We start from the raw sequence: 24621 nt of genomic DNA on the forward strand, positions 1-24621 counted from the left end.
ACTTAAAACTTAAAACTTAAAACTTAAAACTTAAAACTTAAAACTTAAAACTTAAAACTTAAAACTTAAAACTTAAAACTTAAAACTTAAAACTTAAAACTTAAAACTTAAAACTTAAAACTTAAAACTTAAAACTGATAACTGATAACTGATAACTGATAACTGATAACTGATAACTGATCTTTAGCTGGCTAATTTGAGATCGAAATTACTTTGTTTATTGCCTAATTGTCTGAGCCAACGATAATTATAAGTTAAAGCACCTCGCAGGGTGGGATAAACGGCATAATTAACGCCAAATTCTTGGCAAACTTCCGCTAAAATTGGGGCAATTTTGGGGTAGTGAATATGACAAATCTGCGGGAACAGATGGTGAACGACTTGATAATTTAATCCCCCTAAATACCAATTTAAAAAGGCATTTTTAGGAGCAAAATCCACGGTAGTTCGCACTTGAAAGATTGCCCATTCGTCTTCGATTTGGTTGGTTTCCGAAGGTTGAATAAATTCGGCGGGTTCCAAAACGTGAGCTAACATAAATACATGACAGGCAAGAACTCCATAGGTCATAAAAGCAATGAGAAAACCGATCACTATTTCTAGGGGACTATAACCAACTAGAAGAGGAATGCCAATAAACCAGAAGAGATAAACAACTTTTCCGCTCAATAAAACGAATAGATCTATCGGTTTAGGATTGGGAATTTTAATCTCGCCAAAACGATGACCAAAGAGAATAGAGCGCACATCGGAGAATGACCAATAGATAGGAATTATAGCGTAGAGAATCGGGATAAATAAATGTTGATAACGATGATACCATTTATGCTCGGCATGGGGAGTCATTCGCACCACACCATCGCCGTGAATTTCCACATCGTACCCTAAAACATTGGTGTAGGTATGATGGAGATAATTATGACGAAAACGCCAGAGATAACTGGAAGTACCGATGATATAATCATAGGTCATGCCCATGAGAGAATTAACCCATTTTTTACTAGAATAGCCGCCATGGTTGGCATCATGACCAATGCTAAAACCAATCCCTGCTAATCCTCCCCCTAAAACCATGCAACCGATAATTTTTAGCCACCAGATATCTGGACCAAAAAGCACAAATAGCCAAGCGGCAATTACCCAGGTTAAAATCGTGATCGTCTTCAGGTACATGGCAAAATTATCTCTGGTGGGGATGCCGTTTTCGGTAAAATAAGCATCAACCCGTTTATTCAATTCCTTTCTAAAACCCTGATTTTCGGTAAAAGTTACTCGCATTCCTAATTTTTGTCCTAGAAGTTGATATGACGGCTATTTGTGGCAGCTCAGAGTTAATTTATGAGTCTTTTACTGGTTTGCTAAGGCTGTCTCACTATAACTGATAGTTTCTCATCAGTCTCTCATCTATTGTCAGAGAAAGAGGTGCGCTTGGCAAGGGAATCGCTCAATTTATTTGCTACTCTTGCAGAAAATCCTCGGTTTTTACCTAATCAGATAGCAGATACCTGTAGCCGGTGATAGAGATGAGCATTAGGTGCTTTTGTACTACTATTAAGACCATTGAAGGCGATCGAGTTTTCTGGTGCGAAGTGCCACAATTAAGAAAATCCCTCGATGCGATCGCTGGAAGCGTGGCCAATGATGAAGCGGTGTATTTTTATCTGTGGCAATGGTTACAGAATGATCCTAATAACCAATTAGTCAAGTCCCATTGGATGGTTTTCTTACAATATCGCTCCTGTATGGTAACTCAAAGGGTCTATCAAAATGTCGGTCATCGGATCGATGCTGATTATGAAACCCTATTCTACTATTTGCTGAATTTGCTTTCCACGGCAATCACCAACAATCCTAGCAATTTTTACGGTAATTTTCAGGATAACAAGACCAAACCGGGATTTTTTCGCTTAATCTTAGAAAAATGGACAGATAAAAAATTGAGAAATACTCTCTATAATTTTCTGCGAGGAGAGTATAAAACCATTGGCAGGACTAATCTCGGTATAGTCAGTCTTTTTAGTGCGAATAAAATTCAAAAAGTTTTACGAACATCGGGTATCTTTACCGAGAATCATCTGCTAATATTTAACTGTTTTCGAGAGGTAAAAAAAGCTTCTCTTAGATCATTGGATAAGTGGCAAGGGGAGGATTGGCAACAGGTAATCGATCGCCTACAGCAGTTACAACCGCAAGTTATTCTCACCGTGGAGGAAGTGCAAGCAAAACTCAATCAAATAGGGGAGATAATGCGTAATCATATCGATCCTCCTTACTCTAGATTTGAGCCTAATAATTATGACGATAATAGCAATTACTTTTGGGAAAATCTCCCCAGCAAGAAGCCAAGTAAAGATTTACTACAACAGCAAGAAATCCAGGAAAATATTAATAAGTTATTAATCACTCTTGAGGATGAAGTTAAACAGATTGTATATTGTTACTATCATCAAAAGATGACCCAAGCACAGATCGCTAATCGATTGGGAGTTCACTCATCTACTATTAGTCGAGAAATAACCCAATTATGTAAAAAAATTTATCAGCTACTCTGTGCAAGGGAAGGCAAAGATTGTCCTAAGTTGTTAAATGAGATTAAATTAAAATCTCGGCAAAAACAAGAGATCGATGCTTATCTAGAATATTTTTGTCAGTCCTACTTAACTTAAATCTAATCTGTTAGGAGATACCATGAAAGTCAACCTCGATATTTTGCAACAAATTAACCCGAAATCCCTTTGGCTAACTTTTTCGGAAACAGAGATCAAGCAAGCTCGATCGATTCTCAGTCAATACTCTAATCAAACCGCCAAAAATCAGGCTTTGATTAATTACTTAGTGCAAATATGCTTAAGCAATTGGCTAAAAGATAATTTTGATTGTTCCCTTCAAATAATACCTGAAAATCATCAGTATCTTTGGGAGTTTATTAACGGTTTTACTTGGCAAATTGAAGATAAAAAAGTGACTACTATTCCCAGTCAAGCGATTGACATTGAGGGATTGACAATAGAGCAAGAATGGGTTGATATTCCCGATTTAGCGGCGGATTTTTATCTAGGGGTGCAGGTAGATTTAGCAGAAAAATTTCTCAATATCTGGGGTTTTATATCTAGAAAAGATGTTAAAAATCTCGCAGAATACGATCCAATTTACCATCAATATTATTTGGACAGTGAGCAAATAATTGATGATTTAGATATTCTTTGGCAGAGTTGTTTAGAGGGAGAAAGTGAAAAAGGAAAACTGGAATCTTTAGCAACCTTATCGCCAGCAACAGCAGAAAATTTAATTAAAAAGTTAGGTCAAGTTTCACCCTATTCTCCGAGATTAGATATTAGTTTTCAGCAGTGGTTAGCTTTGTTGAATAATCAACAATGGCGAGAAGAACTTTATCAGCATCGTTTAGAGGTAATCCCCACCAAACTTAGTCAATGGTTGCAGGGAATTATTAGCGAAAAATGGCAGGAAATCCTCAACACCATCGACAGTTATCGTCCAATTAATCCAGGGTTTTTGTTAGCTGCTGAAAAAATCAGCGGCCGAGAATCTCCAGCAGATATTCAGCGAGAAATTAGACAACTGTATGCTAGTCAAAAAGAGGTGGAATTTTGGGAACATTTAACCCCAGAGGAAGCTTTAGCAAAACTGCAACATCAAACCCAAGATGAAACTATTCGCTGGCAAGCGGCCGAATATCTCTGGAATATCGATCCCCATTATCCCAATGCTGCTATCCGTAAAATGCTCGATGTGGGTAGTCAATTAATGGGTTATAAAATTGCTTTAATGGTGGGAGTTTTATCGACCAGTGACCAGAGAATTGCTGTCTTAATTCGTGCCTATGCCATGGACAATTTTGCCAAGCTACCCCCCGGTTTATCTTTGCAAATTAGCGATGAAATAGGCCAATTAATCCCCAGTTTAGAAGCAAGAGCAAGGGAGAAACCCTTAGATAGCTATCTGCAACTTTATTTTCTAGCTGATGCCGATGATCGCTTTAATGTTAACCTAAGTTTAGGGGACAGTAGCATTACCGAACAGTTTAGGATTTAATAGAGATAGCAGCAAATGTCAAGGGTAAAGATATGAGCAGAGTTGTGATTCTGAAAATTGGTGATGGCAGTTTTGAAACGGGATTTTCCGTCACTCTAGAAATTCGTGACAATCATCTCTTGATAGCACCTTTTGCCGAGGGTAAATTAGTCCCTAACCTTGACATTGCTGACGCTTTGCAAAATTATCGTCGAGCTTATTATCATTGGGTAAAAAGTCAACCCAGTTTAGGAATTACCGTTCCTCATAGTATGATCACCCATGCAGCGGTAGGTGATCCTAGAGACAACCTGAGACAAGCTACTCAAACTTTAAAAGATAGCCTAAATGAATGGCTAAACTCTAGTTATCTGAGTTCGATACAAAATCGTATCTTGTTCCATATAGGTAATCAGTCAGAAGTAAGATTTTTTATCCAAACTACCCACTTTGATTTACAACAAATTCCCTGGGAGTGTTGGAATTTTTTACACGAATGGTGTCCCGATGTGGAAATTGCTCTTACTATCCAGAGAAATCCCCCGATAATTAACCTGACTTCTCCGATTAAGGTTTTAGTAATTTTGGGTAATATTGACATCGAAAACGAGCATAATTCCCTGTGTTTATCCAGTTTGCAAACGGCACTAGGAAACCCAGATAAGGTTTATATACAAATATTAAGTCCCAGTTCAGAAGTTCCTCTTTCAACGAAAAATATTCACAATGAGTTGATCAAAAATCCATGGGATATTGTAGTTTATTTAGGTCATAGTCAAACCAGTAGCGACGGTTACGATGGAGTTTTTATCATTGATAATGATACGGCTTTATCTCCTGCACATAACTTAAGAAATTCCCTAGGAATAGCTGTTAAAAAAGGCTTAAAACTTGTGATCTGTAATTCCTGCGATGGGTTGGGTATTGGTCGTCAGTTGGCTAATATCGGAGTACCCCATATTATTGTTATGAAAGAACCCATCGCTGTGCGGGTTGCTTTGAGATTTCTAGAAGTTTTTCTTCCCAATTTTCTTGAACATAAATCCCTACAAGAATCCTTAACAATCGCTCGACAAGAATTAAGATTACACGAATTTGAGGTGGATGCTGCTAGTTCTTCTTTGCTGCCTCGTTTGATAGAAAATCCTGAAGAACCACCGTTAATTTTACCTTTACCCCCTGAAAATAAGGGAAAAAATCATGAGCAAAGTTCGCCTTTACGTCTATCTAGTCGCTGGAAACAAGCTCTGTTATTTATTTTAAGTATTCTGGTAACTTTATCAGTTTTATATTGGGGAGGAGTATTTTCCGATGATGCTAGTAAATACCCAGAAATTAGCTTAGGTGAAGAAATATTATTAAAGACAAACCGACAAGATAACATTATTGAACGGGGAAGACAAGCTTTTAAAAACCAAGACTATAAACAAGCAATTCAACTTTTTAAACAATCCCTTGATCGCTTGCCCAATAATCCAGAGATTCGCATCTATTATAATAACGCTCGTGCGGCCTATCAAGATAGAAATCCCTTAAAAATTGCCACCAGTGTTCCTATTGGTAATAATCCAGAAATTGCTCAAGAAATTTTACGAGGTATTGCTTTATTTCAACAGGAGTTAAACGATGAACAGGCCAAAAACCCCGATTTTCACTTTCTACAGGTAGTGGTCGCTAATGATAATAATAGTGGCGTAGATGCCAAAGATCGAGCCGAAAAATTTGTTAAAGATCCGTCAATTATAGCAGTGGTTGGTCATAATGCTTCTGCTGCTAGTGAAGCGGCCAAAGATATCTATGTACAAGGGAAAATTGTTGCCCTATCTCCCACCAGCTTTTCCACGAAAATCTCTGGCAATGGCTATATATATAAAATGGTTCCGGAGATGGAAACTTTTGCCACAACCTTAAGTGAATACATCCGGGAACAAACTGACAAGCTAATTATCCAAAACCCCACTAATTTAATTTGTTATGATAATCGCTCTGGGGATAATTATAACTTCGCTAAAAAATATAAAAATATTCTCCTCGGTCAGCAGTTTCAAAAAGTCATTAAAGATGCAGATTTTGACTGCAATATCGAACAAGAAATGAATTTAGATGAACAGGAAATTTATCAAAAAATTGCTCAGTATCAAGTAAATATTCTCATGGTTGCTCCCTATGTTAATGATCTGAAAAGAGCCGTCAGTATCTTTAAGCAACGTCCCGCACAACAGTTAAACTTAGTGCTTTTAGGTTCCCCCACTTTTCAAAGTTATCTCACCCTTGCAGAAGGTAAACAAGGAGTAGAAAATTTAGTTATCACCGTGCCTTGGTATGATCTCAAAAAAGATAATTATATCCAGAGTTTTTGGCAAAATAAGATCAATGTTTGGCGCACTCCCATGGCCTACGATGCGACCAAAGTTATCCTCACCGCTTTGCAACAAGGACAAAAATTCGATCGAGAATCATTATATAAAGCTTTAAGAAACGATTTTTCTATTGAAGGAATGACTGGCACTGTTAGATTCGATGAGAATGGTGTCCGCAACATGAACAATAATCCTGATGATGACCGCTACTTGATTCTACAGGTCAAAAATGGTCAATTTGTCCCCCTCGCTCCCATTAAATCTGCCGGTCCAGTCTAAACCTTCCTATCCTTGTCAAGACTTTTTACAAAACTTAACCTTACCCACTGCATTAAAGTTGGCCATCACTCCTAATTAACAGGTAACACCTCTAGGAGACAAACGGCATGAAATTGTTAAAAAAATTAACCCCAAAGGCCTTGATTTTTTGGCTGATCGGTGATAAGGCAGGAAATTCTCTCCTGGCGATCTGGAATTGGTTGTGGGGTATTCCCATCGAATCCGGCGGCAAAATTGCCGTAGAATCGGCCAAAGAATCCCTAGAATCGATGCAAAAATCCCTAGCGGAATTGACAGAATCGGTGGCGAAAGTAGTAGCAGCCCAGCAATCAGCCCAAGCACAATACGAGGCGAAAAAACAGGAACACACAAACTACTTGCAACAGGCTGTCACCGCTCAAAAAAAAGGTCTTCAAGAAGCAGCAAGACTAGCTATGGTTAAGGTTCTCTCCCTAGAAAAAATTCTACCCGCTATGAAAGATCGGGTCGATAATGCCGAAAAAGTGGTCATTGCTGCTAAAGAAAAACTTCGTAAAGAGCAGGAAAAAATCGAGCATTATAAGTTAGAAATGAGCAACTTAAAAGCGATTAGTTCCATGAATGAGGCTTTAGGTAAAATAAACGAATTTGATAGTAGTCTCAACCTCAATACCTCCCGCGATCGCTTTGAGGATGCCAATGAAGCGATTAAAGACCGTTATCGAAAAGAAAACGCCTATAGTGAATTAAGCGAGAACTATAGCGAGAAATTAGCTCAAGAAATCGATTTCTTAAGCCTTGATGACGAAATTAACCGCCGTTTAGCCGAATTCAATCAGCAAAGTTAAGGAGTAAAGCGATGACAAAGACTGGCAAAAAAGCGAGCTTACCGCCAATTTTCTATATTTTACTGGGGTTGATCGGTTGGTTTCTTTTTCCCCAAATATTGGCAATATTTGCCCCAAAAGCCGATAATAATCCCCGCATCAGTTACGGCAATCATCTCCTGATCAAAACTAATTCTAACACCACCAAAGAATCAGCGATCGCTGCCATTGCTCAAGGTGATCACCAAGAAGCAGAGCAACTCCTGCAAAAATCCCTCGCTCAACATCCCAACGATCCCGAAAGCGTAATTTATCTCAGCAACCTGCAAACTGGCTCAAATCCCTTCAAAATCGCCGTTGTTGTGCCGGCGAAAAATCCCAACGTCGCTCAGGAAATATTGCGAGGAGTCGCCAGCGCACAAACCCAGATCAATCAACAGGGAGGGATCAACGGCAGAAAACTGATGGTTATCGTGGTTAATGACGATAATCAGCCACAGATATCGAAAGAGGTAGCTGGTGAATTAGTCAAAAATCCCGATATTATCGCTGTTATCGGTCATAATGCCTCCGATGCCAGTTTAGCCGCCGCTCCCATCTACGAAAAAGGCGGTTTGGTGATGATTTCTCCCACCTCCCTGGCTAATAATCTCTCCGGTGCGGGAAATTATATCTTTCGTCTCGTGGCTTCTAACGGCAAAATTACGGAAACCTTAGCAAATTACATAGTAAATACTGCTAAAGTCCAGAAAATTGCTTTTTGCTACGATTCTCAAGCTCCTGATAATATTTCCTTTAAAGATGAGTTGATGGCTAATGTGGCGAAAAAAGGCGGTCAAATTGTGCCGATTGTCTGCGATCTGAGTGTCCCCAATTTTAAGGCCGATCAAGCCCTTAATCAGGCGATTTCTGGGGGTGCTAACGGCCTATTTGTCGTCGCTCATGTTGATCGTCTCGATCCCGTTTTTGAGGTTATTCGCTCCAATCGTCAGCGTTTGCCTCTGTTTAGTAGTCCCACCCTCTACAATATTCGCACCCTCGAAGATGGCGGCAAAAACGCCCAAGGTTTAACCCTTGCCGCACCCTGGCACCCCTCGGTTAACCAGACTTTTGCCAATCTTATGCAGGAACAGTGGCGCGGTCCAGTTAGTTGGCGCACAGCCACCAGTTTTGACGCTACACGGGTGATTATTGCCGGTTTAAGGGAAAATACCCATCGTCAAGGCCTACAATCCCTGCTGCGCTCCGGCAATTTTCATCAAACAGGGGCCACCGGAAAAATTAGCTTTGATCCCAATACTGGCGATCGCATTGGTCAACCGGTCTTAATTCAAGTGCAATCAACTCCCTCCGGTGAGCAGTTTGTCCCTTTACCTTGAAAAGTCCCCAGTCCACCAAAGTCGGGAGAGCTGCCAACTCTCCCCCCAAAAAATGAGCAAAAATTACAATTATTTCAATGTTCAACCCTGAGAAAGAAATGAATGGCTAATATGTTAAAATATGCCTAGATATTTGTAACCTTTTTCCTTTGTATGGATATCGTTATTATCGAAGATGAAATTGAAATCGCCCATTTGATTCAGCAAACTTTAGAGCGGGAGTCCTTTACTTGTCATCTGGCTTATAATGGTAGGGTAGGACTAGAACTATTTTATCAAAAGCAACCAGAATTAGTGATTTTAGATTTAATGTTACCGGAATTAGACGGACTAGAATTGTGTGCTAGAATCCGCCAAAAACCGGGGACAAAAGACCCCTATATCTTAATGTTAACCGCTAGGGGAGAAGAAATTGATCGCATTATCGGTCTATCTACGGGAGCCGACGATTATATGGTCAAACCCTTTAGTCCCCGGGAATTAACCGCGCGGGTAAGGGCATTATTAAGACGTAGTTTAAGACACGATAGTCAACCCCAACAACTCCATCGCAGCCGTCATTTTATTATCGACTTAGATCAACATTCTGCTGTTCGTAAATTGGAGGGAATGCCAGAGGAAACCCTCGATTTAACCACCTTAGAATTTAATCTACTCGCTACCTTTGTCAGTTATCCCAATCGCGTCTGGAGTCGCACCCAATTAATCGATAATCTCTGGGGAAATGATTTTTTTGGCGATGAAAGGGTAGTAGATACCCATATCCGACGCTTACGCAAAAAAGTAGAACCCGATCCTGCTAATCCTATCTTTATCAAAACTGTGGTCGGTGTCGGTTATAAATTTGAGGATGACAGTGTTTAAAACCGAAAAGTTGTCCGAATTACCCCCACCCAGATATTACCATTTTCACTAAAATTATTAGGGTCAAAAATAACGTAAAACCCCGGAGTTAGCAAAATATAGCGACTAATGGGATAGGAATATTCCACTTCTAAAATGTGAGAAGTATCTCGATCTGCTGTAAACCCCTCCACATAACTGACCCTGGGTAACTGTCCACCAGCAATGGTAAAAGTTGCCCCTTCTTTAACAAAATCTCTAATAGAAAAATTGCCTTGCCATGTCCATAAATCCGCCGAAGAATCTATCCCTTGAGCGTAAGCTTTAGCGTAACCTATCCAACCACCTAAGCTAAAAGTATCATTAATATTCCAATGACTTTGTAAACCGACGCTATCACGGGTAGCAGCCCCTAAATTGTTAAACGGATCGCGGGTAATAGGACTGCCTGTACTTCCCGATAAATTCACCGAACCTTGAGTAAAATAAGCGTGAAGATAGGTGACAGCAAAATGTAAGTTAGGAACAGGTTTAACATTAAATTGTAGCCCTGTACTGTAATTACCATTAAACAAACCATTACCAGAATTAGGATTACTGACAGTATCTTGTTCTGCTAAATACAAAGCTGTCACCGCTAACTGAGATGAAAAATTATATCTCACTCCTAAACCCGCCCCTTCTGGACCGCGATAAACCAAAGGATTACGACGATTAAAACGAGATAAAGCACCTGTAGCACTACTTTCTAGGAAAGGATTAACCACATCAAAAACATCATCAAGGTCTAATCCTCTTGCTCCCATCCAGACTTTAACTCGATCAATATTGCTAATATAATATAAGTCGTCAAGAGCAATATTGTTATTATCGTAGAGAGAACCCGCATCAAAAGAAAGACGCGCCATATCGCTACCTGTTGCCCTAGCTAAATTCGGAATACTACTAGCTTGCAGACGCATTCGCAGTAAATCTTTGCCAGTAAAACTGGTATTTAAATTTAGTCTAACTCGATCGCTAAAAGTAGTTTGATTACCGATGGGACGATTTCTTAAACTCTCCTGTTGACTCGGTGATAAATTGGGAAAATTACTATCGACAGCAAAATCATCCGACCAAGCATTACTGAGAGCAAAAATAACTTCCCCTTGCAGTTTTGTCGTGATTGAAAAACTATGATCTTCGATCAAAGCTGTTCTCTGTTCTAAGTTATCAATTCTTGTGCCTAAAGTGGCTAATTCTGTCTGGAAATCTTGGGCAAGTTTTTTGATTGTTTCTAAATCCGCTTGGGTAATTTTAATTCCCTCTTGCAGCAATTTTTCCATACTATTGAGACAAGCATTTAAACCGACGGCAAACTCCCAACGAGTCAAAGCTTGAGCGCCCTTGAAAGTCCGGTCAGGATAACCTACAATACAACCATAACGCTCCACAAGGCTTCTTAATGCCTCATAGGCCCAAGCGGTGGGAGATACGTCCCGCAGTTGGTTAACGCTAGTCACCTGGGACATGGAAACCTGATCAACACTCCTATTAATCTGCTGACTATTTTGGGTGCGCTGAACGAGTTGTTGTTGCGCCGCTGGATCAATTTTAAGTTGAGGCGTACTGGGCATGGTTTGAGCCACTGCACCGCCAGCAGCAGCCACAGAAGCACCTAATACTAAAGGAGTTACCTTTACTAAGTTCTTGAATAGTTTTGACATGGGGTCAATCCTCACACCTTATTTGATGGATTGAATGGAATATGGATACAAACAGACTATGTACTCAGCCTGAATTATAATCACATTCTATTCCAATTCCTTCGTGCTTCTTGGCTAGGTTAAGTTTATTTTATGATATGACAGAAATTTTTTTAAGGTGTTGTTAAAATCTCAGCCGTCAGCTATCAGGAGTCAGTATTCAGGAGATAGGAGATGGCTTTTATTTATTCTCCCCCCACACCCCACACCCGTTCGGACCTCGGCGTGAGCTCGGTCGAACGCTGAGCTCACGGCCGAAGCCCACACCCCACACCCGTTCGGCTGAGCTCACGGCCGAAGCCCACACTCCACACCCCAACCCTAATAAAAAATTCTCCCTAAAGGCATTTAAGCAGTCTTTAACCCTTATGTGCTAGAATTTTTGAAGATTTTGCTATTCATTTAGGTTTAATCAGGGATCACAGCCTTTTCAGGGAAATTTTATGACAAGTAACTACGGCGCGGAACAGATACAAGTTCTCGAAGGGTTAGAACCAGTCAGGAAGCGGCCGGGGATGTATATCGGTACGACCGGGCCGCGGGGACTACATCATTTAGTCTATGAAGTGGTGGACAACTCGATCGATGAGGCCCTAGCGGGTTACTGTACTCATATCGAAGTGGATATCAAGGCCGATGGTTCCGTCAGCGTCACTGACGATGGCCGGGGTATTCCCACCGATGTCCACCCCACCACGGGTAAATCTGCCCTCGAAACCGTTCTCACTATACTTCATGCCGGCGGTAAATTTGGCAGTGGTGGTTATAAAGTGTCGGGAGGGTTACACGGAGTCGGGATTTCCGTCGTTAATGCCCTTTCTGCATGGGTCGATGTCACCGTCTGGCGCGATCATAAAGTACATACCCAACGCTACGAAAGAGGTATCCCCGTCACAGAATTGGTCAGCAGTCCCAGTCAAGAGGAAAAAACGGGAACTAGGGTTAATTTCCTGCCAGATACCGAAATTTTTAGCCAAGGCATCGAATTTGATTACAGTACCCTCTCCGGACGTTTACGAGAACTAGCCTACTTAAATGCCGGTGTTAAAATCACCTTTAGCGATTACCGTCCCGAAGAACCCCACATCGAAACCTATTGTTATGAGGGGGGTATTAAAGAATACGTCGCCTATATGTGTCGGGAAAAAGAAACCCTGCACAAAGATATTATCTATGTATCCGGGGAAAAGAACGGAATTAATATCGAAGTGGCTTTTCAGTGGTGTATAGATGCCTATAGCGACAATATTCTCGGTTTTGCTAATAATATCCGCACCATTGACGGGGGAACCCATCTAGAAGGATTAAAGGCAGTTCTGACTCGTACTTTAAATAATGTCGCTCGTAAACGCAATAAAATTAAAGAAAACGAGCCTAATCTAGCGGGGGAAAACGTCCGTGAGGGTTTAACCGCCGTTATTTCCGTAAAAGTCCCCGAACCGGAATTCGAGGGCCAAACCAAGACCAAATTAGGTAACACTGAAGTCCGGGGTATTGTCGATTCCCTGGTGGGGGAAACTCTCAACGAATACCTAGAACAAAATCCCCAAGTGGCCGACACGATTATCGAAAAAGCAGTACAAGCGTACAAAGCGGCGGAAGCAGCCCGACGGGCCCGGGACTTAGTACGACGGAAATCGGTTCTGGAATCCTCACCTTTACCTGGTAAATTGGCTGATTGTAGCGAAAGAGACCCAGAAAAGTCAGAAATTTACATCGTCGAAGGTGACAGCGCTGGCGGAAGTGCCAAACAAGGGCGCGATCGTCGTTTTCAAGCGATTCTACCTCTGCGGGGAAAAATCCTCAATATCGAAAAAACCGATGATGCCAAAATCTACAAAAATACGGAAATTCAATCCTTAATTACCGCCCTCGGTTTAGGAATTAAAGGAGAAGATTTCGATCCCTCACAATTGCGCTATCATCGCATTGTATTAATGACTGACGCTGATGTGGATGGCGCGCACATCCGAACTTTGTTGTTAACTTTCTTCTATCGTTATCAGAAGAATTTAATTGACCAAGGTTATGTATATATCGCCTGTCCTCCTCTCTATAAATTGGAACGCGGTAAAAATCATTCCTACTGCTATAGCGATCGAGAATTACAGCAAAAGATAGCGGAATTTCCCTCCAATGCTAACTACACGATCCAACGTTTTAAAGGGTTAGGAGAAATGATGCCTCAACAACTTTGGGATACCACCATGAATCCCGAAACTCGCACTTTAAAACGGGTGGAAATCGAAGACGCAGCCAAAGCTGAGGAATTATTTACCATTCTTATGGGCGATCGAGTTGCCCCCCGGCGAGAATTTATCGAAACCCACGGATCACGTTTAAATCTTACGGATTTGGACATTTAAACGGTAACTTTGGGCTGTGTTAGTCTAGGCTAATACAGCCCCCGATAAAATCCCTAAATCCAGTTACTAATCGGAGGGTTAGGGATTCAAGGAACCCGGGGCGCATTCCAGAACTTCATCGAAAAAATCAGCCGGCAGCGGGGGATTATCGGGGTCTTCTAGGGCATTTTTGGCAATTTCCGCCTCGCTCATCTCTTTAACTTTCTCCCAGTTCGTTTTGCCTTTCAACTTCGCCCACTGTTCGCGGGTGACTCTGGTAATATGTTCTTCGTTCACGGTTGTTAGCCCTCCTAGCACTAATTATTCGACGAACCGAGCCACGCCATGTATAAACCACCACCAAAACGATATTATCGATTGTACCCACTAGAATCACTCGAATTTCGCCGTAATTCTGACGGGTATCCACGCGCTCAATTATTGGACCCCTAAAAATCGCTTCCAGGTCGGCGAAATCTATGCCGTGTTTTTCTATATTAGCCTGACGCTTATTTTCATCCCACTCGAAAAGTTGCGGGGTCGTCATTGATGTCGCCGTTGAGGATAACTACCTGGGATCGATCGAAATGGGATTTAATAAAAATAAGGCCGCATGACTAGCCATTTCTTCTGATAAATAAATCTTTTTATACTTAATAATCCCCGTTTCTAGAAAAGAATCCCTTAAAATAGCTTTTGTCCCACTATTAAAGTCCGCTTCGTAAAAAACTTCTTTAATTCCCGAAGAAATAATTAGTTTTAAACAGGAAATACAGGGTTCTAAAGTAACGTAGATACTAGCACCTTGGGTAGAAATACCGTGTTTAGCCGCTTGAGCGATCGCATTAGCTTCGGCATGAATTGCCCGAGAGGGAATTTCTCCAGATTCCCGACAGGTTCCCAAACCGGGATAACAAAAACCTTGGGCAGTACAATGAACTGTTCCTGATGGAGAACCATTGTAACCAGTGGCTAAAACCTGCCGATCTTTGACAATTACCGCACCGACGGGAAAAGCTAAACAGGTGGATCTGGTGGCGGCTAATTTAGCGATCATCAAAAAATATTCGTCCCAAGTCGGTCTTTTTTCTTCAGAGTTGATCACGGTTTAATACCAAGCTAGAAAAAGCGAAAAAGAGGGGGTTATCTCTGATAGCTTATCATTAGATGACCTCTAAACCAATTAAAGCACTGCCCTGACTACCGATCGCGTAGTCAATGTAGTCACCAGCCTCTTCTAACTGCTCACTGCTCACTGATTAATGCCTAGCATAAAAACGACAAAAAACTCGAAAGTTAATAATATTTTAAATAATTTGACTGCTTGAGAATAATTGAGATTTTGGACGATAGCTAAACCCTGACAACCAGAAAAATAACAGAAATTCTTAAGAAGCCAAAGGGGTTAAATCCCCAGAGAGAGCATTGTAGAATGAAGCGGTTAGTTATCTACTAGAAGAGAGGACTTTTCCGTCCCAGCCAAACAATTCTCTTGAAATCTTTAACCCAAATTGCCAAGGAGACTGAGTTGTAATGTCTGTTAATTTTCTAGGGGTTGGTTTGTTTCACCCTCTCCTGACCCCTTATCTCGCCCTCCATATACCCGACGGCTTTTTGAGTCCATCGGTGAGTCTATTTACTTGGATAATTGCCGTCGTCCTGATTAGCTTTTCTCTCAAAAAAGTGCGCGGTCACTACGCTGAACGGGCTGTACCTTTGATGGGAGTTTGTGCCGCCTTCATTTTTGCCGCCCAGATGATTAATTTTCCCATTCCGGGGGGAACCTCCGGACATTTGTTAGGGGGGACTCTGGCGGGGGTTTTACTCGGTCCCTGGGCGGGTTCTCTGGTGATGGCGGTGGTTTTTATCGTTCAAGCTTTATTTTTTCAAGATGGCGGTTTAACGGTTTTAGGGGCAAATATCGTCAATATGGGTCTGATCGGGACTTTTGGCGGTTATTATCTCTATCTAGGGATTAGAAAAGCCCTTGGTTTTCATAGTTGGCGCAGTATGGCGATCGCTGTTGCCGTCGCTGCTTGGACAAGTGTGGTGGTAGCCGCGTTGTTTTGCGCCCTGCAATTGGCTTTATCGGGGACTGTACCGCCTTTAGTCGCCCTTTTTGCCATGTTATCTTGGCATATCCTCATCGGTATCGGGGAAGCGGTGATTACCGTTTTCGCTGTCGGTTATATCTGGCGAACTCGTCCCGATCTCCTCTACGATCCGCCCCATTCCGTTAATACTTCTGTTTCCCCTTCCTAAGCTTCTCGTCAATAAAGCAATTAAGTCGATGAATATTCGCAGAAATAGCCAATTTTTTCTGATTGGCTTGGTATTATCCCTAATTATCGCCGTTTTTCTTTCTCCCTTTGCCAGTCCCGATCCCGACGGACTCGATCGAGTGGCGGAAGACTTGCAATTTAGCAAGAAAGAAGACCCTAACGCCCTCGGTAATCAATTACCCTCCGCCCGAATTTTTGATGGTTATGCCCTCAAAGGTGTTCCCGAAGGTGTCGCCACTCCCCTCGCCGGTTTTCTGGGAACTCTTGCCACTTTCGGCATCGCTTGGGGTATAGGTAAATTAGTGATTCCAAAATCCCAAAATCAGGAGTAAGGAATCAGGAGTCGGGAGTGGGGCATTTGGCTGAAATTTCCCTAAATCCCTAAATACCTAAATCACTGATAACTGATAACTGAATAAATGCTACATATTGCTACTTTTTCTCGCGAAAATGAGTGCCAAAATTGCGGTTTTTGGCAGAAACTCGCGCCCCATACCCGGGTTTTAGTGACTCTTTTGTTAGTTTTTGCCACAGCCTTAACTCCTAATGGTAGCTGGGAAACTTGGGGGATTTACGGATTAGGATTAATTATTTTAATTCTGATCAGTCGGGTGACTATTCTTGTACTTTTACGAAGAGTAGCGATCGAATTTGTCTTTATCAGTGTGGTTTTATTGGGAACTCTTTTTCGCGATGGCGGGGAAATTCTTTGGTCTTGGGGATTTTTGCGGATAACTAGCGCGGGATTGCTGGTTTTAGGCAGTGTAGCCCTAAAAGCTTTTCTCTGTCTTTGTACGGTCAATATTCTGGTTTTAACCACAGCGATTCCCGACCTGTTGCAAGCCTTAGTTACCCTGAAAACTCCCCCTTTATTGGTGGCAATTTTGGCTTCTATGTACCGTTATCTAGCTGTTTTGATCGCTGAATTTAATTCCATGCGAAGGGCAGCAATTGCGCGTAATTTAATGAGTAGTCCCCGATGGCAACGGCTGCTAGTGGGACACATGATCGGCGCTTTATTTATCCGTACCTACGAACGTGGCGATCGCATTTATCAAGCCATGTTATCGAGGGGTTACACTGGTTCCTTGCCTTCTCTACAGGTTCCCCAAAGCAAGCTGAACGATTATCTCGCTATGATTTGCACAGTAATTCTGATCCTCTGGGGTCAAATGGTAAATCTACTCAGTTGACACTCCCGTTGCCTAAACTTGAAGCTAGATTGACAACCTGTTGCAAAAAAAGCCGTCCTCCGCTACGCTAAAGGACGGGGAACCTTAAACCCAATTTTTCGGTAAAAGTCTCGTTTTTCATGCACCACAACCCGATTTTTATTGAAAACCTAGTTTATACCTATCCTGACGGCACAGAAGCGTTAAAAGGTATTAATTTAGCCATTGAAGCTACGGAAAAGGTGGCTTTGGTCGGGGCCAATGGATCGGGAAAATCCACCTTATTACTGCATTTTAACGGTATTCTCCCGCCGCAAACCGGTAGAATCACCGTCGGTCCCTACGAAGTTAAACCGGAGAATTTAGAAAATATCCGCAATTTTGTCGGTTTAGTCTTCCAAAACCCCGACGATCAGCTATTTATGCCCACTGTCTGGGAAGATGTGACTTTTGGCCCGATGAATCAGGGAATTCGGGGAGAGGATTTAAACCATCGCTGTCATCATGCTTTACACGCGGTGGGATTGGATTCCCAGCATTACGGTAAGAGAAACAGTCAGAATCTATCGGGGGGTGAAAAAAAACGCGTGGCTATTGCGGGGGTTTTAGCCATGTTGCCGCAGGTATTAGTTTTTGATGAACCTAGCGCCCAACTGGATCCCCGGTCCCGTCGGCAATTAATACAACTGTTGGCCACTTTACCCCAAACTCAAGTGATCGCCACCCACGATCTCGATCTGGCTTTAGAACTATGCGATCGCACGGTGGTTTTAAGTCGTGGTCAGGTGGTGGGAGAGGGAGAAACCGCTAGGATTTTAAGTAATCGGGAATTTTTGGAACAACACGACTTGGAAACACCCCTTTGTTATAGTCGTCCCTACTGTGCGATCGCTGATGCCCCCTCTACTGATGTCTGATGCACAATTTGGAGATTTATTATCGGTTTCTTGCATTATGAGAGAGGACAAAAGCGAGAAAGTCTGACATTCTTGAGATAGGTAGCACGAAAATCGAGGCCATTTCTCACGATGCAAGCTCTGCTAGAAAAAGCTCAGATAGCGTTGAATAAAAAGGACTGGGAGACAGTAAACGCCAGCATACAGCGACTTTTAAACCAAAAAGATGCGATTGAACCGATTATTAACGATGAAATCCTCGATTTAGCCCTAGAAGCTTTACAAAAATGCGATTTTCAACAGCGATGGGAGATAGCTAAACTATTTCCCCAAATCGGCAAACCAGCGATCGCTCCTTTAATTGCCCTGTTAGAATCCGAGGAACAAGATGGGGAAATGCGCTGGTTTCTGGCGAGAATTCTCAGTCAATTTGACGATCAAGCCTGTATTCTCGCTCTCAGTCAATTATTGCAAAGATCGGAGGAGGAGGAACTCAGCCAAATGGCTGCGGCTGCTTTAGCTAATATCGGCAGTTCTGCGATCTCTAGTTTAGGACAATTACTGTCCGACTCGAACAGGCGTTTTTTAGCCGTACAAGCTTTATTACAAATTCGCCGGCCAGAAATTATCGAACCGCTTTTAACTGTAGTTAAGGATCAATCTAGTGCCATTCGGTCCATGGCAATCGAAGCTTTAAGCAGTTTTCACCATCCCCAGATTACTGCGATTATCCTTGATGCTTTACAGGATCCGGCCATCGAGGTGCGACGGGAAGCAATTAAAGCTAGTAGTTACCTGGGGACGAATTATCCCCAAGCAGATTTAGTTAACCATCTACAACCGCTCTTATTCGATATCCACCTCGAGATCTGTCAAGAAACGGCGATCGCTCTCGGTCGCATCGGCACAGCAACCTCAGCCAAAGCTTTAAATCCACTGCTGCAATCTTCCTTAACTCCCGATAGTTTAAAATTAACTGTAGTACGAGCCTTGGGCTGGATCGAGGACGGAGAAGCTTTAAATTACCTAGAAAAAGCTTTATATAGCGAAAATGTCTTGATTTGTCGGGAAATTATCGCTATTCTCGGCCGGCAAACCTGCCAGAAATTACGCCGACAAGCAGGGGAAATTCTCGGTAATTTTTATCACTCCCGTCCGACGATCCTCGCTGATACGGGAGTTAAACAGTCTCTAGCGATCGCTTTAGGAGAATTAGATCGGGATAATAAAAGTATTTTGCTGACTTTAGCAGCCGATGGGGAGGCGATTGTCCGTCTCCATGCTCTCAGCGCCCTGAAAAAGCTAGATCATGGGACTATATAGGGTTGGCTGAATATCAGGGAAAGCCTTGTCAGCACTTTCACCCCCCCGTCTGTCAAGTTTTCGAGCAGATGTTGCAATCTGATAGAAGTCACTGAAAATTAACCCCAGAAGAAATAAAGCACCCGACCAGATGATCGGCCTACTGCTACGGGGTGTCTTCGGCACCGCCCTAAGTTTCAGGTTAGCCTATTCAAGTCTGTGCTAGAAAGGCGTATTTGGGATCGAGCCGAACATCAATAGCATAGAAATAATAGTGTAATAGTGTCACTTGTTTAAGAGAGAATTCCTGCTGCACCACCTCAAACACTGAAGTTTCGCTAGTATAGAATTTAATTAATTTAGAAACCGTAAGGTAGGATGATGGGGGTGGATATCCTTCGGGGTCAACAGGCAATTTCAGCTTCTCAAAAACAGGTATCATTTCTTGGCGATTGACTGAGAAAACTGTGTGCAAGATAAAGGCAAGGATGGCATTGCCATCATCTTGGTCTAATTCAGTTTCCTTGATTAACTGTTTTAACTTGGAGCTTTCCTGACGTAACAAGGCGTATGCCTGTTCCTGCCAGTAAATTGGGTTGAGCGTTCCTAGATCTGGGTGTTCTACCCAGGGAGGCAGTGGAACTCCTTCTAAGCTAATACCCTTGAGGCAAGACATCAATTCCTCTAGCTGTGAGAAATCTATGCTTTGGACAAATAAACGCCAGTTGCGTGTTAGCCTGTAGTATCTAGAGAGAAAAGTTTCCCGCGCATATTGCATGAAATTGTGGACTTCGGCAATCCCCCCAAAATGATGTAAGAGTTTGGAATTGTAGTAATAGGATGGGTGAAATAGCGTTTTAGGAGTCTCCTCATTTTGAGTAATCGTAATCACTTGTTGTCTGGCCTCTTGGGGAAGATTATCAAGGCATTCATAAACCCTTAAAGCGGGATAACTATCGGCCTCATCAAACTTTAGATCAAGCTGATTTTTGGTAAAAGTTTCTAAGGTGGTGCGAATAGAGTCCAGTGTTGCGTATGGATTTCCTAGCCATGACCAAAGTACCCAACGGGGTTGTCGTCTTTCGGCGAACTCTGGTTCTTCATTGAGTTCCATCAGATTTTTGATATGCTCTAGAGCGTGCCTAACCCGATAGGGTTCCCGCATCTGTTTTAGGTTTTCATCGCTCAAGGTTGAAAAGGGTGCGCTCTGTTCAATCAACAGCCCCGATCTCAAAAGCAGTCGAAATTCATCTTTATTGAATTTCACAGGTAGAAAGTAAGAACGCCAGAATATTGGATTGGCTAATGTTTCGTTAATGCGAATCACTCTTTCAGCCAACTCTAGAACATGATCCTTGGCAAAATTCAGTTCAGAGCAAATAAACCAGTAATACCTGAGACCATAGCGCAGTAAGTTGTGAATTTCAGCCTCGATAACATCGAGATTTCGTAACTGGACAGTAGTTCCCTTTACCTTTGGTTCACAACAAAAGACACAAGCGCAAGGACAACCGCGAGCTATTTCAATGGCAATGGAAATTCCTGTGTCTTTATAGGAACCGAGACCTGGAACACTTTCAAGATGGGCGTTTCGCAGGGTGCGTTCGCCATGAAAGCGGAATATTTCGTCAATAATGTCTTCGGAGTATTCTATATCGTCTAAAGGCCCCCAGAATACCCGTTGATTCTGCTGCCACTTACCATTAGCACGATAGACTAAGTTGGATATTCCCTCAGTTCTACCCTGGAGAACTTCGTCAAAGTGCCGGAAAAACTCGTCAGGTTCACCAAGAATACCAAAATCAGGTTGTAAATACTCGGCGGCCGATACAGAGTTAACAGTGAAATTAAAGCCCCCAACAAAAATCTTGGCATCGGTTAGTTGACGCACGTGTAAAATCGCCGCACGAGTTTCTTCTACTGGAAACCAAGGATTTTTGGCAGGAGTTTTGGCATCAATGCTGATGTAATTATCAGCCGCAACGGAATCTGCTTGTCGAATCGTAAAGGCAACGGCACGGGGTTGGTGGTTCCTGATCAGTTGGGCAATACAATCAAGCTTGTGTTGTAGGCTCAACTCCAACCCATCCCACCGAACAACAGATAGCCCCACCCGTCGAGCAAGTGCAGATACTTGAACAAAAGCGTAAGGATAAACTGGCCGACCAGGCAGATTGCTCAGGTTAATAAAGAGAATATCAACAGGTTTTCGGGGTCGAATGCCTGTATATGCAGGTAGCGCACAGTTAGTCATACTTAGACAATTTCAATTTATTTTTCCTATAGAAATCTATCACGAGTAGCCCCAGTAAGACCGCTCTAATACTGGATTCTTTAGATGGATCATCGATCTGTCTTTTCACTGATTACTGATTACTGATCACTGATCACCGATCACTGATTTAAGGTCTTTGCAGGAAGATTAATTCTTCAACGGGGAGGAAATCATAGTATTGACCTTGATTAGCTAAAACTGCGATTAAATGGAGACGAGCATCGGGTTCAATGTGTAATCCTTCCCAGGGGACAGCAATTTCCAAACATTGATTAAAAGAAGCTTTGGCATTACTAGGAACTCGCTGCCAAGTAAAATATTCTTGAGCGACTTCTAACCAAGTAAATTCCGTGATTAAATTAACTCCTAGATGATGATGATAACCGTAATCGAGGGGCGATCGAGGGGGAATATCTGTTAGGGGAATTGGACTTTGCAGACGATGCACTTCATCATAATACCAATATAAATGCACTTCAGCTGGGATATCTTTGCCTAATTCTGCCCCCGGTTTCCAATCGAAACGCAGATAAAAATTGAGGTGATCCCAACCGAAAAAGAGCCTTTGTACTAAGGAAGTCCGGTGCATTGTACCACTGGCGCCGCCAATTTCGATCCGTCCGGCTTTATCCCAATCCTGTTCGTCACCAAAACCGTCGATAATGGGGTGAATGAAAGCCAGTGGACGATTACTTTGTTTATCTCCGTGTTCTTCCACCGGTTCGAGCAAATAGGAGGGAATTGGCTCATTTAAAGCTTGATACAGAGCGATCAGGTGTTCGCGGAAAAGTTGATCAAAAATTGCATCATGATTGGAAGAATGGCCATAACCAAACCACCAAAACCAATCGGAACCTTCCGCTGCATACAATGCTTCCCACGCGTCGGGGTTATTATCTTCCGTCGCTTCGGGGTGATTAGCGAGGGTTTGACGGGCTAAAATTAGATATTCCCACGCTTTATTTTTAGCGGGATCGCCGATCCAAGTGGTAAAATTGGCATCGATCCAAGAGCCGCTATGAAGTTGATTGACAGGGATTTTGGCATTAGCGGGAAAGCGATCGAGATATTCGGAGACGGTGACTAATTCGATCGCTTGGTGGTCGCTTAAAAGTTGATAAAGGTTCTCTAGGAAGGGTAAACCGTCTTGATGATAGTTTTCCCAGCAGTTTTCGCCATCTAGCGCAATGGTAACTAACCAGGGTTTTTCTAGCGTCGTGGTTTCTGCGTTGGTTTTCAGTTGTTCGGCGATCGCTTCTAGGTGTTTAACTAAGTCTGTAGCGGCCTCGGTTGCTTTCATGCCACTATAGCTAAATCCGATCAGATCCGAGAGACGATGATCGCGGAAAACCATCGATAAATTGCCGTTGCTAGTTTCCAGACTGTAGGGACGATAAAGCAATTCCGGTTCGCTAATATTGCCTTTTTCGTCGCGATGAAAGTAATGTCCCAGAGACCAACCTAACACCCCCTCATCGGAACATAACCACTGAAAACCCTGTTTAGCGACTGCGGGGAGAATCGCGGGACTAACGGATTGTTCCGAGGGCCAAAGTCCTCGAGGATGTTTATCAAAGCGATCGATATAGATTTGCCAAGCTTTCTGGAGATGGCGGGAAATATCTTCAGGATAGTGGAAATATTGCCGAGGAAGGGTCATATTCGGCACTGCTACCCGGCCGGCTTCCGAGTTGGCCAGCAGGGGTAAAATTGGATGGGTGTAGGGACTGGTAATGATTTCTAGTTGTCCGGTTTCCTGCATTAACCGGTGTTGCGGCAAGATACGACGCAGAATTTGACGCTGTTTGGAGATAATTCGCTGGCGATCGCTTAAAGTGAAGTTTTTTCCCTGTTCTAACCAAGTAGCGATTTCTGGGTCACTGTGAAAGATAGGATCGATCCAAGCGAGGTTATGCCACGCCAAGAGATCGCTATAATCTTGCAGATGCCAATGGCTAATACACCAACTATGACCGTTTTCTTGACGCTGTGCGTATAATTGCGCGTAACGGGGGTGCGGATCGATCAGGGTACGATGGTTAGCATCGAAAAAGTGTTCGAGGATAAAGTGTTTTTGTGCCAGGGTTAATTGCGCTTCCGGGGTGACGGTAAGAGCAAGATAGGGGTCTATAGCTAGTCCGTTGACGTAATCCTCTAATTGCAGGATTAAAGAGGGGACAAGGTTGACAGTTTGATGTAATTTGGGAAAACGTTCTAGAATCAGGATTAAATCGAGATAATCTTTCACCCCATGCAGTCGCACCCAGGGTAAGCGATATTGTCCCGAAGCATCGGTGCTAGTTTGACAGGATTTGTAGAGGGGTTGGTGTTGATGCCAAATAAAAGCGACGTAGAGAGGATAGGCCATGATAATACCGAGAAAAAGTGCATATAACAGGCTTTTTGTCCGTTATTTGGATGATAATGGACAATAAAACCCATTCTAGATTCTTAAAAGTTGATTTCGGTCACTACCATAATCCTATCAACGGGTTTTGAGAGGGTATCGTCTCTTTGTATTTGTTAAAGGATCGGCTCCTCTAGTGGTAAGTATTGGGAGTTCAGCAGTAGAATCCCTAATATTAGACCTCTTGCATAATTTTTTTATGGTATATAGCAATTCTCTGACTCATGAGGTACAGTAGCAACAGTGAGTAAACCAATTGCGAATATCTTTTTGAGTAACTTCTAACATAGGGTCTGCTGAAAAAGTTTGTTGGTGGGGGCAGGGTGTGGGGTGTGGGGTGTAGGGTTTTACCGATTTTGAGGTAGTCAGTTACCTAATTTTCAGGGAAAAAGTACCTGAATTTTACCCCCGATCCCTCCAATGGTCGGCACTTTTTGAGGGAAAAAAAGTCTAAAAGCCTTATCCAACAAGGTTTTTAGATTTATTCAGCAAGCCCTA

Annotated in this window: 18 protein-coding genes; 12 read left to right on the forward strand and 6 right to left on the reverse strand. The window is 42.5% G+C overall.

The genetic code is table 11. The features are described 5' to 3' along the window. Nucleotides 1-183: 183 nt before the first annotated feature. Entirely contained in the window at nucleotides 184-1278 is a 1095-nt protein-coding gene (locus tag ACOCD9_RS04250; protein WP_419546495.1) for a fatty acid desaturase family protein, read from the reverse strand. Nucleotides 1279-1523: 245 nt separating this feature from the next. Here ACOCD9_RS04250 and ACOCD9_RS04255 point away from each other — a divergent pair, with 245 nt between their 5' ends. The 6 genes from ACOCD9_RS04255 to ACOCD9_RS04280 all read left to right on the forward strand — a co-directional run bounded on the left by ACOCD9_RS04255 (nucleotide 1524) and on the right by ACOCD9_RS04280 (nucleotide 9720). Beyond that, entirely contained in the window at nucleotides 1524-2666 is a 1143-nt protein-coding gene (locus ACOCD9_RS04255) for a sigma factor-like helix-turn-helix DNA-binding protein (RefSeq protein WP_419546497.1), read from the forward strand. 22 nt (nucleotides 2667-2688) lie between these two features. After that, nucleotides 2689-4053: a DUF1822 family protein gene (locus ACOCD9_RS04260; protein ID WP_419546499.1), complete on the forward strand. Its 1365-nt coding sequence runs from the start codon at nucleotides 2689-2691 to the stop codon at nucleotides 4051-4053. A gap of 32 nt (nucleotides 4054-4085) precedes the next feature. Further along, nucleotides 4086-6671 carry an ABC transporter substrate-binding protein gene (locus ACOCD9_RS04265; protein ID WP_419546501.1) on the forward strand — a complete coding sequence of 862 codons (2586 nt, stop codon included), beginning with the start codon at nucleotides 4086-4088 and terminating at the stop codon, nucleotides 6669-6671. 107 nt (nucleotides 6672-6778) lie between these two features. Further along, nucleotides 6779-7498 carry a PspA/IM30 family protein gene (locus ACOCD9_RS04270; protein ID WP_419546502.1) on the forward strand — a complete coding sequence of 240 codons (720 nt, stop codon included), beginning with the start codon at nucleotides 6779-6781 and terminating at the stop codon, nucleotides 7496-7498. Between the two features lie 11 nt (nucleotides 7499-7509). Next, nucleotides 7510-8856, forward strand: a complete 1347-nt coding sequence (locus ACOCD9_RS04275; protein ID WP_287702725.1) for an ABC transporter substrate-binding protein — start codon at nucleotides 7510-7512, stop codon at nucleotides 8854-8856. A gap of 153 nt (nucleotides 8857-9009) precedes the next feature. Continuing rightward, the gene (locus tag ACOCD9_RS04280; RefSeq protein ID WP_106909972.1) at nucleotides 9010-9720 is read left to right on the forward strand and encodes a response regulator transcription factor; all 711 of its coding nucleotides are present in this window, start codon (nucleotides 9010-9012) and stop codon (nucleotides 9718-9720) included. On the opposite strand, the gene ACOCD9_RS04285 is transcribed toward ACOCD9_RS04280, so the two are convergent. Next, a complete protein-coding gene (locus ACOCD9_RS04285) occupies nucleotides 9717-11405 on the reverse strand; it encodes an iron uptake porin (protein WP_287702721.1) in 1689 nt (562 codons plus the stop codon). The genes ACOCD9_RS04280 and ACOCD9_RS04285 overlap by 4 nt on opposite strands. A 482-nt stretch (nucleotides 11406-11887) precedes the next feature. Here ACOCD9_RS04285 and gyrB point away from each other — a divergent pair, with 482 nt between their 5' ends. Then, nucleotides 11888-13810: a DNA topoisomerase (ATP-hydrolyzing) subunit B gene (gene gyrB / locus ACOCD9_RS04290; protein WP_008197359.1), complete on the forward strand. Its 1923-nt coding sequence runs from the start codon at nucleotides 11888-11890 to the stop codon at nucleotides 13808-13810. A gap of 196 nt (nucleotides 13811-14006) precedes the next feature. Here gyrB and ACOCD9_RS04295 read toward each other — a convergent pair whose 3' ends face one another. Both ACOCD9_RS04295 and ACOCD9_RS04300 read right to left on the reverse strand, forming a co-directional pair. Continuing rightward, nucleotides 14007-14336, reverse strand: coding sequence for a BrnT family toxin (locus ACOCD9_RS04295; protein ID WP_002743085.1), 330 nt, complete (start codon nucleotides 14334-14336; stop codon nucleotides 14007-14009). Nucleotides 14337-14357: 21 nt separating this feature from the next. Then, entirely contained in the window at nucleotides 14358-14894 is a 537-nt protein-coding gene (locus tag ACOCD9_RS04300) for a deoxycytidylate deaminase (protein ID WP_002743086.1), read from the reverse strand. Nucleotides 14895-15322: 428 nt separating this feature from the next. On the opposite strand from ACOCD9_RS04300, the gene ACOCD9_RS04305 reads away from it, so the two are divergent. The 5 genes from ACOCD9_RS04305 to ACOCD9_RS04325 all read left to right on the forward strand — a co-directional run bounded on the left by ACOCD9_RS04305 (nucleotide 15323) and on the right by ACOCD9_RS04325 (nucleotide 19462). Beyond that, a complete protein-coding gene (locus tag ACOCD9_RS04305) occupies nucleotides 15323-16051 on the forward strand; it encodes an energy-coupling factor ABC transporter permease (protein ID WP_149973476.1) in 729 nt (242 codons plus the stop codon). A 28-nt stretch (nucleotides 16052-16079) separates the two neighbouring features. Next, entirely contained in the window at nucleotides 16080-16403 is a 324-nt protein-coding gene (locus ACOCD9_RS04310) for a PDGLE domain-containing protein (protein ID WP_287702717.1), read from the forward strand. A gap of 87 nt (nucleotides 16404-16490) precedes the next feature. Beyond that, nucleotides 16491-17264 (forward strand): cobalt ECF transporter T component CbiQ, encoded by a 774-nt coding sequence (gene cbiQ / locus ACOCD9_RS04315; RefSeq protein ID WP_419546503.1) that lies wholly within the window; start codon nucleotides 16491-16493, stop codon nucleotides 17262-17264. Nucleotides 17265-17383: 119 nt separating this feature from the next. After that, complete coding sequence (locus ACOCD9_RS04320) at nucleotides 17384-18160, forward strand: energy-coupling factor ABC transporter ATP-binding protein (protein WP_194033150.1); 777 nt, start codon at nucleotides 17384-17386, stop codon at nucleotides 18158-18160. A gap of 111 nt (nucleotides 18161-18271) precedes the next feature. Next, nucleotides 18272-19462: a HEAT repeat domain-containing protein gene (locus ACOCD9_RS04325; RefSeq protein ID WP_419546504.1), complete on the forward strand. Its 1191-nt coding sequence runs from the start codon at nucleotides 18272-18274 to the stop codon at nucleotides 19460-19462. 190 nt (nucleotides 19463-19652) lie between these two features. Here ACOCD9_RS04325 and ACOCD9_RS04330 read toward each other — a convergent pair whose 3' ends face one another. Further along, nucleotides 19653-21695, reverse strand: coding sequence for a B12-binding domain-containing radical SAM protein (locus ACOCD9_RS04330; RefSeq protein WP_194015420.1), 2043 nt, complete (start codon nucleotides 21693-21695; stop codon nucleotides 19653-19655). Nucleotides 21696-21843: 148 nt separating this feature from the next. Continuing rightward, nucleotides 21844-24084 carry a glycoside hydrolase gene (locus tag ACOCD9_RS04335; protein ID WP_419546505.1) on the reverse strand — a complete coding sequence of 747 codons (2241 nt, stop codon included), beginning with the start codon at nucleotides 24082-24084 and terminating at the stop codon, nucleotides 21844-21846. Nucleotides 24085-24621: the final 537 nt, after the last annotated feature.

The organism is Microcystis sp., from assembly GCF_048564745.1.
GTDB lineage: Bacteria > Cyanobacteriota > Cyanobacteriia > Cyanobacteriales > Microcystaceae > Microcystis > Microcystis ichthyoblabe_A.